Genomic DNA, 11,219 nt, shown 5'->3' with positions numbered 1-11,219 from the left:
GAGGGGAAGGAAGGCCAGATCTACTTTCGAATCCTCGCGTACGTTCGTTACCTCAATCAGAAGGGGCTCGACCCCTCCTACACGGACTATTTCGGCGCCACCCACAGCGTCAAGCAACGCCAGGACATCGAAGTCAACAAGGTCTTCTTTCCGTTCTACGGCTGGTTCCTGACGCCCAAATTCACCTACTACCTCTGGGCCTGGACCAACAACGCCATCATGGGCCAGGGCGGCTCGGTGATCCTCGGCGGGCACGTCGACTACCACTGGAACAAGCAGTTCAACCTGGGGCTGGGGATCAACGCCCTTCCCACGACACGCAGCACGGAAGGACAGTTTCCGTACTGGCTCGGCGTCGACGACCGCCTGACCTCCGACGAGTTCTTCCGAGGCTCGTACACCACGGGCGCCTACCTCTACGGCGAAGCCGTGGAAGGCGTCAACTACAAGGTCATGGTCGGAAACAACCTGAACCAGGTCGGCGTGAACTCCGCCCGTCTCGACAACGGGATGAGCACCCAGTCCTTCATGATCAACTGGATGCCGACGACGAAGGAGTTCGGCTACTTCGGCGGATATGGCGACTACGAGGAACACCAGAAGGTCGCAACGCGCGTCGGAGCCCACTTCACCCACAGCCGCGAGGACAAGGAGTCCCAGCCCGGCGAAGACGGCATCGAGAACACGCAGGTCCGCCTGACCGACGGAAGCATCGTCTTCACGCCCGACCTGTTCGCTCCCGGAGTGGCCGTCAGGCGGGTGACCTACGAAATGGCGAGCGCCGACTTCGGCGTGAAGTACAAGGGATTCTCGCTGGAAGGGGAGTACTTCTGGCGCTGGCTCTCCAACTTCACCGGAACGAATACCCAGGGCATCGCGGACATCAAGGACCACGGCTACCAGATCCAGTCCTCGGCGATGGTCATTCCGAAGACGCTCCAGGTTTATCTCAGCGGGGCGGAGATCCTCGGCCGCTACGGGGACGGGTCGGAAATCCGCGCGGGACTGAACTGGTGGTTCGAGAAGACCCGGGGCCTCCGCTTCAACGCCGAATGGCTGCATCTGAAGCATTCCCCGGTGGGTTACACGGCCGTGCCGTATCCCGTGGGGGGCAACGGAGACGTCTTCCACACGAACCTGGAAATGAACTTCTGAGGAACGCCGTGATGCGCAACTCGACCGCCGTCCTCCTCACTGTTGCGCTTGCCGCCGCGCGTCCGGTCCGCGCCGTCGATCCGTCGTCGTGCCAGTACGACGATGCGCACTTTCACCTGACGAACTACATCCAGCAGGGACCGGACCTCCGCGACTACGTGCGCATGATGGGCGACACCGTCTGTCGGTCGACGGTCTTCGGCATTCCTCTCCAGCAGATGTGGTCGTACGGGAACACGGGGGACTACGCGCCGACCTATTACCTGCAGAGCGACGCTCCCCTCTACTACTACTCCTTCACCGACGCCGCGATCGCGATGGCCTATCGCGCGCTGCCGCCGGCCGACCAGGCCCGGCTCGATCCCATGATCACGGGCTTCAATCCCGCCGACATGTACGCGGCGGATCACATCAAGCGCGTGCTGCGCACGTTCCCGGGCGTCTTCTCGGGTATCGGCGAGTTCACGATTCACAAGGAATTCGTCTCCTCGAAGATCGCGGGCGGTCCGCCCTCCCTCACGGATCCGTCCCTCGACCGGATCTTCGACGTCGCCGGGGAAGTCGGACTCGTCGTGATCCTCCACAACGACGTCGACATGCCGTTCCCGAAGCCGAACCAGGATCCCTACATCACCCGCCAGCTGCGCGCGGTCCTCTCCCGGCATCCCCAGGCCAGCGTCATCTGGGCCCACGTGGGAGTCGGCCGGGTCGTCCGGCCGCTGAAAGATCAGCTCGGGATGCTGGACCGGGCGCTCGCCGATCCGACCCTCGCCCACGTCTCGATCGACATCTCGTGGAGCGAGACCGCGAAATACGTCACCGCGAGCCCGGAGACGGTCGCGGCGACCGCGGCGCTCATCAACAAGTATCCCGACCGGTTCCTCTTCGGCACGGACGAGGTCGCGCCCGCGAGCCTCGCTCCCCTGTTGAAGGTCTACGACACCTACGCGCCGCTGTGGAACGCGCTCACCCCGGAGGCGAGCTGGAAGGTTCGCATCGGGAATTACCAGAGATTGTTCGACGCCGCTCGCGCCAAGGTGCGTGCCTGGGAAAGGGCGGATCAGAAGAAAGGACAGACACCGTGAAACATACACACCGATTCACGAAATGGAGGGCGGCCTCGCTCCTTGCCGCCGGGTGCGTGCTGATGACAACGGCGGTCCGGGCGCAGGACGTTCCTTCGGAGGGGACGATTCTCCTGGACAATCCTCCGTCCGCGCGCCTCGACATCTACGGCCACGCGATGCTCGACATGGGATACGAGGCCAATCAGAGCGATCCGGACTGGTTCGACGTCGCCCGCCCCTCGAAGCTTCCTTCGTTCACCGACGAGTTCGGCAAGAACGGCAACTTCTTCGCGGGGGTTCGCCAGAGCCGCCTCGGTTTCAAGGGATACATGCCGACGAAGCTGGGTGAGGTCAAGACGATCTTCGAATTCGAGCTGTTCGGCACGGGCGTCGACGCGGGCCAGACGACCTTCCGCCTGCGGCACGCCTGGGGCGAGCTCGGACAGATCGGCGCCGGCCAGACGTGGAGCCCGTACATGGATCCGGACGTCTTCCCGAACTCGATCGAATACTGGGGACCGAACGGAATGGTCTTCTTCCGGAACGTTCAGCTCCGGTGGACGCCATGGAAAGAGGGCGGTTCGGATCTGGCGATCGCGCTGGAGCGCCCGGGCGCTTCGGGAGACGCCGGCGTCTACTCCGACCGCATCGGCCTGCAGGGCGTCAAGGCCCGCTTCCCGCTGCCGGATCTCTCCGCCCACTATCGCTATGCGGACAAATGGGGCCACGTTCAGCTCGCCGGTATCGTCCGCGACATCAAGTGGGACGACACGGTCAAGGACAACGTCGACGTGAGCGGTCATGTGACGGGCTGGGGCGTGAACCTGAGCTCGAACATCAACATCGCGAAGAACGTCCTTCGCCTGCAGGTCAAGTACGGCCAGGGCGACGAGAACTACATGAACGACGCCCCGGCCGACGTGGGCGCCGAGCACACCGGAGATCCGAACAAGCCGCTTCGGGGGAAGGCGCTCGGGAACATCGGCGTCGTCGCGTTCTTCGACCTGAACTGGAGCGACACCTGGACGAGCACGGTGGGCTACTCGTACGCCAAGATCGACAACTCCGACGCGCAGGACCCGAGCGCCTTCAAGAAGGGGCAGTACGCCCTCGGGAACATCCTCTATCACCCCGTCCCCAACGTCTTCCTCGGACCGGAAGTCCAGTGGGTCAAGCGCGACAACTTCAGCGATGGCTTCTCGTCCCGGGACGTCCGCGTCCAGTTCTCCGCGAAATACAACTTCAACTTTTCGATAGGAGGTAAGTCATGAGGGCTCAGAAACCGAATCGCGCCCTGTGGCTCGCGCTCGTCGCTGCGGCGGCGCTCGCGATCACACCGGCGGTCGCGCTGGCGCAGGCGCCGGCGCAGTACCAGGCGGCCATCGACGCCGCCTACACGAAGTATCAGCATCTCCAGGAAGGCAAGAACGCCGACTACATCCCGGCGCTCGCCCAGGTGGATCCGAACATCCTCGGGATCGCCCTGGTCACCGCCGACGGCAAACTCTACACGGCGGGCGACCTCAGGTCCGAGGTCTCGATCCAGTCGATCTCCAAGGTCTTCACGATGGCGAAGGTCATGCAGGACCAGGGTCCCGACGCGATCTTCAACACGATCGGCGTGGACGCGACCGGAATGCGCTTCAACTCGATCGTCTCGGTCGAATTCTCCAAGAAGGCCCTCGGCGGACCCGAAATGAATTCGCTGGTCAACCCGGGAGCGATCTCCACGACGAGCATGGTCCAGGGCGCCAACCGGGAAGAGGTCTGGAAGAAGATCCTCGACTATCACTCCGACTTCGCCGGCCGGCCCCTCGGCGTCAACCAGGAAGTCTTCAAGTCGGAGGCCGACACCAACCAGCGCAACCAGGCGATCGGCGCCCTGATGTTCGCCTACGGTTACATCAAGAACGACTGGCAGCGGGCGGTCGACATCTACACCGAGCAGTGCGCGATCTCCGTCAACGCGAAGGACCTCGCGGTGATGGCGGCGACGCTCGCCAACGGCGGACGGAACCCGATCACCGGGAAACAGGTCCTGAAGGCCGAATACGTCCCGCGCGTCCTCGCCGTCATGGCGACCGCGGGCCTCTATGACGACTCCGGGAAGTGGCTGTTCCGCACCGGTCTTCCGGGGAAGAGCGGCGTCGGCGGAGGCATCATCGCCGTCTCGCCGGGCAAGTTCGGGATCGCCGTGATCTCTCCGCCCCTCGACGACGCCGGAAACAGCGTCAAAGCCCAGAAGGCGATCGCCGACATCTCCAACGCCCTGGGAGGCAACCCCTACGCGATGAAGCCGCGATAAGAGCTTCAGGTCCTTCCCCGCGGGGCGGCGCGATCCTCCGCGCCGCCCCCTTCTTCTATTCGCCGGAGGCGTCATGAAACGTTCGTCTCCTCTCGTTGCGCTTCTCCTCGCGATCGCCGCCGTCGCAGCGGCCGGCGAACCCGCCGGCGAGTTCACCGCCACGGCGCGGGTGGAAACGCGCAACGGCACGCGATCGACCGCCTGCACGATCATCGTCAACCGCCCGATCCCCTACGAGGAAGCCGCACCGCTCCGGAAGCTCCTCGAAGAGGGGGGACAGCAGGCGGTGCGGGCGGCGATCCTCGGGGCCGCGCGGGGGCAACTGTCCCTCGGCGGCATCGCTTATCCGCTCGACCTCGTGATTTTCGAGCCGAAGGGCAATGGGTTCCGCTACGTCGTCGTCACGAGCCGTCCGATCCGGTGGGAGGAGAGCGAGCTCGGCGAGTCGTCGCTCGACTATCCCTTCACCGTCCTGGTTTTCGAAGAACCTGCCGTCGGCTTGGGCGAGGGACAGATCTGTCCGCGCGCCGCGCTCGAGATCGACGAGGACGGCCACGTCCGCGCCGTCCCCCACGAAGGCCGGATGGGAGTCCTCAACGAGATCCGTCGGCACTGACGGCGGCAAGGCGGCAGTGCCGATGACCGTGTCGGCGCCGCATGGGACCTTGGTCCAATTGTTCCCGGGGATTCCGTGTGGCACCTTGAACGGCGGAGGACCAAGATGATTCGCTATCTCAAATTCATCGTGCCGGCGTTGCTGCTCGCCTCGGCGCCGGCGTTCGCCGACGACATCACGGGGCAGAAGGCGATTCTCTGCACGGCGGTCCAGGCGACCGCGTGTTATTCGGGCGGCGACTGCGAGATCACTCCGCCGTGGAATCTCAACGTTCCGCAGTTCATCGAGATCAACTTCAACGACAAGACCCTGTCGACGACGAAGGCGAGCGGCGAGAACCGCTCCACCCCGTTCCGGACGTTCCTCCGGGAGGACGGCCAGGTCTACCTGCAGGGGGTCGAAGGGGGACGCGCGTTCAGCTTCGTGATCACCGAATCGACCGGAATGGCGTCGATCGCGGTGGCGCGGGAGGATCTGACCGTGTCGGTCTTCGGAATGTGCACGCCGTTGCCGGCGGGAAAGTAGGAGGCAGGCGATGAAGAAGATTCTCGTGGCAGCCGCGGTCGCGGCAGCCCTGATTCCGCTCGTGGCGCGATCCCAGCAGAAGTCGCTCTCGGCGACGATGAACGTGTATGCCTTTCCCAAACAGGGTCAGCCGGCCGACGTCCAGTCGAAGGACGAGGCCGCGTGCTACCAGTGGTCGGTCCAGAACACCGGCATCGACCCCTTCCAGCTCCAGAAACAGACGCAGCAGCAGAACGCCGCCGCCCAGCAGCAGGCGGCCCAGGCGGGCGAAGGCGCAGGCGCGCGAGGCGCGGCGCGCGGAGCCGCGGGGGGCGCGCTGATCGGCGCGATCGCCGGGGACGCGGGCAAGGGCGCGGCGATCGGGGCGACGGCCGGCTTCGTGGCCGGGCGTTCCCGCGCGAGGGGTGCCAAGCAGCAGGCCGAGCAGCAGGCGGCGAGCACGCAGCAGGCAACGGCGCAGCAGATCGACGGCTTCAAGAAGGCGTTCAGCGCGTGTCTCGAAGCCAAGGGGTACATGGTCAAGTACTGACGATCGAGCCCCGCTCGGAGGCCGGGCGGCGGCGAGACGTCGAACGGCCGTGAAGATCACCGACACGCTCGCCGCCGTCGCGGCGGTCACGCTGCCCCTCCTCGCCGGCATGCTCGCGTGCATCGAGCTCGGATGGCGCTCGGGTAAACGGCGGCTCGCGCGCGGCGCCGACGGACCTCACTCCGGCCTCGGCGTCGTGGAGAGCTCGGCGTTCGCTCTCTTCGGTCTGCTGATCGCGTTCACGTTCTCCGGAGCAGCCTCGCGCTTCGATGCGCGGAGGCAATTGATCGCCGAAGAGACCAACGCCGTCGGCACGGCCTACCTGCGGCTCGATCTGCTCTCCGCCGAATCCCAGCCCGGGCTGCGCGACCTCTTCCGCCGCTATCTCGACACCCGGCTCGCGGCCTACCGGAAGATGCCCGACGTCGCAGCCGCGATGGAGGAACTCTCCCGGGCCAACCGGCTGCAGCAGGAGATCTGGGCCGCAGCGATGGCCGCGATCGGATCACCGCGCGCGCACCCCGACTCGGCCCGGCTCCTGCTCCCGGCGATCAACGCGATGATCGACGTCACGACCACGAGGTTGATGGCGGCCCGCATGCATCCGCCTCTCGTCGTCTACGCGCTCCTTCTCGCGCTCGCGCTCCTCTGCTCGTTCCTGGCGGGTCACGCGATGGCCGGAAGCCGGGAGCGCAGCTGGCTTCACATCCTGTCGTTCGCGGCGATCACGGTGATCACGATCTACACGATTCTCGAAATCGAGTATCCGCGTATCGGTCTGATCCGGCTCGACCCCTACGACCAGGTCATGGTCGAGCTCCGCGCCGGGATGAAGTAAGCCGGCGCCCTTCCCGCGGAGGCGGCGTCTCCGGGAAAGCGCGCGTCGCGCTTCGGGTCATCTAGGACCAAAGTCCAATAGCGAACCTAAGATGCAACACGCAGAATCGGGTCGCGCTGATGAGAGCGAAACGACGAAAGGAAGCGATCATGTCCAGATTCACTCGGTTGATCACCGCCGCCGGGGCCCTCTGTGCAACGCTGTTGCTCGGAGTCGCGTCGGCCCAGCAGAACACCACGAAGACCGAGGTGAAGACCTTCGAGGTCCTCGCCGTCTCGGGAAACACGGTCGTGGCCAAGGGGCCGGACGGCACGAAGGAATACAACCTTCCGAAAGACTTCAAGATGGAGATGAACGGGCAGCCGATCGCCGTCGCGGACCTCAAGCCCGGCATGACCGTCCAGGCGACGATCACGACGAAGACCTCCACGCGCTCCGTCGTCACGACCGAAGTCAAGGACGCCGAGGTGATGAACGTCACCGCCTACTCCGTGATCCTCAAGACCGACAAGGGCTACCAGAAGTACACCCCCGAAAGGCTCAAGTCGGGCGACATCATGATCTACAAGGAAGGCAAGGAAGTGCACATGGCGGAGCTCAAGAAGGGCGACCGGATCTCCGCGATGATCGTCACCATCCATCCTCCGACGACCGTGACCGAGCGGCAGATCCAGGCCTCGGCCCAGGAAGCTCCGACGGCCGAACCGACTCCCACCACGGCGGCGGAACCAACGACGCCCGCTCCGGCGGTCGAATCGACCCCCGCTCCGGCGCCCGAACCGGCCCCCAGGGCTCTTCCGAAGACCGCGAGCCAGCTGCCTGGTCTGGCGCTGCTCGGGTTTCTCGCGCTGATCTCGGCCGGCGCGCTGACGGCGATTCGCCGCTCCCGCGCCGCTCGCTAGATCTTCCTTCCGGGAATTCTCCGCGCCCGGCTCCGGCCGGGCGTTTTTTTGATCCGCGGCGCGGCACCGGTCAGAAGATCATCTTCACGACGCGCTCGATGAGCGCCTCCACGGGAAACATGGTCAGCAGCAGGGGCGCCACCGGCGCGAGCGCCGCGAACGCGAGCTCGAGGACGATTCCGCGGTTGAACGGCGTCAGCTGCATGCGGCGGATGAGCTCGTAGCTGTTGGCCATGTCGGCCAGCGACTGAATGTCAGAATGCCCGAGCAGCTCCCGGGTCCCGTCGGGTTTTTCGCTCACCCACCGCCGGTCGAAGCTCAGGGCGTACTCCCCGGCCAGCCTCCCGTATTCCCGCCGGCCCGCGCGTCTCGATTCACCGAGAGGTGAAAAGAAGGCGAGGCTCGGACCGAGAACGAGCAGGAGAGAGAGAACGGTGAAGACGGCGAGCTCCACCCGGAACTGCGCCAGCTGTGCGCCTCCGAAGAAGATGCGGTTCGCGATCGCTCCCGCGACGAAAACCCCCTGGACGAACAGGAAGTGCCAGAAGGCCCGGCACACGTTCGCCAGAAATCCGAGCCCGCCGCAATGGTCGGGATGGGTCGGAATGAGCCGGAGATTCAAGCGGGAGATCCGCCAGAGGAGGAGCGCCAGGACCCCGATCCGGTAGTACCAGCGCAGGAGAAGGAACTGGACCAGAGGAAGCGTGACGAGCGCGTACCACCATCCGGCCGCGGTCAATCGATGCCCGACGCCGGAGGGAATCGCATACCACGTGGCCATGGGAAGCGCGAAGTGATGCCGCCAGAGATAGAGAACGCCGAAGGAATAGACGACGAGGAGGATCAGCCCCTCGGCAAGGGAGGAATCGCGCCACCGCCGGGCAGAGGCGACCGCGGCGTCGAATCTCGGCCGCTCGGCGTCTGGGACGATCCCGCGGTGGAGGAACTCGGGCATGGCTCCGCGCGTTCGCCGGAACACAACCCGCTCGGCCACGAACAGAAGCGGGAGCCCCAGCAGCAGGCGCGCGTACAGGTCGATGTCCGAGAAGAACGGGACCCGCACGGCGTTTCCCCACGCCCGGCCGCCGAAGATGCTGAGTATCGCCAGGGGAATCCACGCCACGGCGGAAGCCGCGACGATCCGCCGGGACAGGAACTCCATCTCATCTCCCGCCAGGCCCAGCCGGCACAGGAACCGGAAGAAGGGCCCCCCTCCGCTGATCGTGAACGAGGCGAGCTCGGGGTCCGCTCCGCCGGAGCGATCACCCGAGTCCGGAATCAGCGGTGTGGGCCGCGAAAGGGACATGTCTCCTCCTGGCCGAGCAGCCCGGGCCGCGCCCGGCCGCACGCTTTCGAGTCTCGGACTCGCCCCTCCGGTTCACAAGGTTCGTTTGGATCAAAGGGATCGCGGGAACCCGCGGCGCCCATGTCATTGATGCGCTTGAGTCATCCCTTTCCGTTCGTCGCCGCGTACAGTCGAAAGCTCCTGAGGAGGTTCGAAATGCACGATCGGCGACGGGAATTCCTTGCTTGTCTCGTTCTCACCGTGGCGTTCGCCTGCCTCGTGACGTCCGCCCCGGCTTCGGCCGCGCCTCCTCCGGATAGCCAGTGCATTTCCTGCCACCAGGACAAGACGCCGGGCATCGTCGCCCAGTGGAGGGCGAGCAAACACGCGGCCCAGGACGTCGGCTGCTACGAATGCCACCGCGCCGACGCGAAGGATCCCGGCGCCTTCCCGCACAACGGAGCCACGATCGTCACGGTCGTGACCCCGAAGGCGTGTGAGCCGTGCCACGCGGAGATCGTCGCGGAGAACTCCCACAGCCATCACGCCGACGCGGCGAAGTTCATCGGTTCGCTCGACAACGTGCTCGGCGAAGTGGTCGAGGGGCGCCTCGCGGCGGTCAACGGCTGCCGGCAGTGCCACGGCTCGACGGTCGCCTTTCTCATGAACAAGGACGGCTCGATCCAGAAGAGCGCCGACGGCGCGCCGGTCTTCGACCCCGCCACCTGGCCCAACACCGGCATCGGGCGCGTGAATCTCGACGGCTCGCGCGGGAGCTGCACGGCCTGCCACAGCCGCCACGTCTTCTCCAAGGCGATGGCCCGCCAGCCGGAAGTCTGCGGCAAGTGTCATCTCGGCCCCGATCATCCGCAGGCCGAGATCTACGACGAGAGCAAGCACGGCATCGCCTACCGCACACAGAAGAGCGAGATGCACCTCGACTCCGACAAATGGGTCGTCGGAGTCGACTACACGGCGGCGCCCACCTGCTCGACCTGCCACATGTCGGCGACGCCCAGCCTCGCGATCACGCACGACGTCGGCGCCCGGCTCTCCTGGACCCTTCGCCCGGTGATCTCCAAGAAGATGGACAACTGGGAAGAGAAACGCGCGGCGATGCAGGAGGTCTGCAGCAGCTGCCACGGAGGCCGCTTCGTCGCTTCGTTCTACTCGTCGTACGACGACACGATCGATCTCTGGAACACGAAGTTCGGACAGCCGGCGCAGAACATCATGACGGCGCTTCGCGACGCGAAGAAGCTCACGCCGACCCCGTTCGACGAGGAACTCGAGTGGACGTTCTACCGGCTGTGGCACCACGAGGGGCGGCGGGCCCGCATGGGCGCCTCGATGCAGGGGCCCGATTTCGTGCAGTGGCACGGCTTCTTCGAAGCGGCGGAGAACTTCTACATGAAGTTCCTTCCCCAGGCGCGCGCCGCGGGCAAGGGCGACCCGAAGGTCGCGGCCGCGATCAAGGCCGTCGAGGACGACACGCGCAACAGCTGGCTGAAGGGTCTGTCGCCCGAGGAGCGGGCGAAGATCGACGAGTTCTACAAAGAGCGCTACGGCAAATAGCCGCGGGAGCTGGCTCGGGGACCCGGGACTGCGTGACGGCGAAAGCTCTCCGCGATGCGATGGGCACCAGGACATCCGCGACGAGGGACTTCGACACAGGCCGCGGCCCCATGCAATTTGAGCCGGCGGTGAAGCGAGGCGAGACGCGAGCCCGGCGGGATGCGGGTCGCACGCGAGGTCCCGAGGCGTACCGAGAGCGTACGTCGAGCGCCGCGCGGGCGGCACGCGCCCGCCCGGCTCGATGTATCGCCGCGCCGGCTCTCAGTAGACTTCGCGGTTCTGGACCCGTTCCTTGGTCGCCAGACTGAACTTCTTCTCCACCGGGCCGCCTTCGATGATGCGCGCCGTCACGTACTCGCCGAGCGCCGGGCCGTGCTTGAACCCGTGGCCCGAGCCCCCGCCGACGAGCCAGACGTTCTCGC

11 protein-coding genes are annotated in these 11,219 nt (G+C 65.8%); 10 read left to right on the top strand and 1 reads right to left on the bottom strand.

Features of this window, described 5'->3' with window-relative positions:
- The 9 genes from VFS34_13310 to VFS34_13270 all read left to right on the top strand — a co-directional run.
- Positions 1 to 1,155, top strand: a 1,155-nt coding sequence (locus tag VFS34_13310) for a hypothetical protein (protein HET9795425.1), incomplete at its 5' end; no start/stop codon positions are given.
- An 11-nt stretch (positions 1,156 to 1,166) separates the two neighbouring features.
- Positions 1,167 to 2,240, top strand: a complete 1,074-nt coding sequence (locus VFS34_13305; GenBank protein ID HET9795424.1) for an amidohydrolase family protein — start codon at positions 1,167 to 1,169, stop codon at positions 2,238 to 2,240.
- Entirely contained in the window at positions 2,237 to 3,493 is a 1,257-nt protein-coding gene (locus VFS34_13300; GenBank protein HET9795423.1) for a DcaP family trimeric outer membrane transporter, read from the top strand. The genes VFS34_13305 and VFS34_13300 overlap by 4 nt, the downstream gene beginning before the upstream one ends.
- Positions 3,490 to 4,527: a glutaminase A gene (gene glsA / locus VFS34_13295; protein HET9795422.1), complete on the top strand. Its 1,038-nt coding sequence runs from the start codon at positions 3,490 to 3,492 to the stop codon at positions 4,525 to 4,527. The genes VFS34_13300 and glsA overlap by 4 nt, the downstream gene beginning before the upstream one ends.
- A gap of 73 nt (positions 4,528 to 4,600) precedes the next feature.
- On the top strand, positions 4,601 to 5,143 hold the full coding sequence (locus tag VFS34_13290) for a hypothetical protein (protein ID HET9795421.1): 543 nt from the start codon (positions 4,601 to 4,603) through the stop codon (positions 5,141 to 5,143).
- A gap of 105 nt (positions 5,144 to 5,248) precedes the next feature.
- Positions 5,249 to 5,668, top strand: a complete 420-nt coding sequence (locus VFS34_13285) for a hypothetical protein (GenBank protein ID HET9795420.1) — start codon at positions 5,249 to 5,251, stop codon at positions 5,666 to 5,668.
- A gap of 10 nt (positions 5,669 to 5,678) precedes the next feature.
- A complete protein-coding gene (locus VFS34_13280) occupies positions 5,679 to 6,197 on the top strand; it encodes a glycine zipper family protein (GenBank protein ID HET9795419.1) in 519 nt (172 codons plus the stop codon).
- Between the two features lie 49 nt (positions 6,198 to 6,246).
- Positions 6,247 to 7,035: a DUF4239 domain-containing protein gene (locus VFS34_13275; GenBank protein ID HET9795418.1), complete on the top strand. Its 789-nt coding sequence runs from the start codon at positions 6,247 to 6,249 to the stop codon at positions 7,033 to 7,035.
- Between the two features lie 149 nt (positions 7,036 to 7,184).
- Positions 7,185 to 7,937 carry an LPXTG cell wall anchor domain-containing protein gene (locus VFS34_13270; protein HET9795417.1) on the top strand — a complete coding sequence of 251 codons (753 nt, stop codon included), beginning with the start codon at positions 7,185 to 7,187 and terminating at the stop codon, positions 7,935 to 7,937.
- A 70-nt stretch (positions 7,938 to 8,007) separates the two neighbouring features.
- On the opposite strand, the gene VFS34_13265 is transcribed toward VFS34_13270, so the two are convergent.
- The gene (locus VFS34_13265; protein ID HET9795416.1) at positions 8,008 to 9,243 is read right to left on the bottom strand and encodes a hypothetical protein; all 1,236 of its coding nucleotides are present in this window, start codon (positions 9,241 to 9,243) and stop codon (positions 8,008 to 8,010) included.
- 195 nt (positions 9,244 to 9,438) lie between these two features.
- Between VFS34_13265 and VFS34_13260 the strand changes: the two genes are divergently transcribed.
- Entirely contained in the window at positions 9,439 to 10,797 is a 1,359-nt protein-coding gene (locus tag VFS34_13260; GenBank protein HET9795415.1) for a multiheme c-type cytochrome, read from the top strand.
- Positions 10,798 to 11,219 lie beyond the last annotated feature (422 nt).

It is taken from the genome of Thermoanaerobaculia bacterium (assembly GCA_035717485.1).
In the GTDB taxonomy this organism is placed as follows: domain Bacteria; phylum Acidobacteriota; class Thermoanaerobaculia; order UBA5066; family DATFVB01; genus DATFVB01.
The sequence above is the reverse complement of the archived record's forward strand: the minus strand, read 5'-3'. Positions and strand labels throughout refer to the sequence as shown.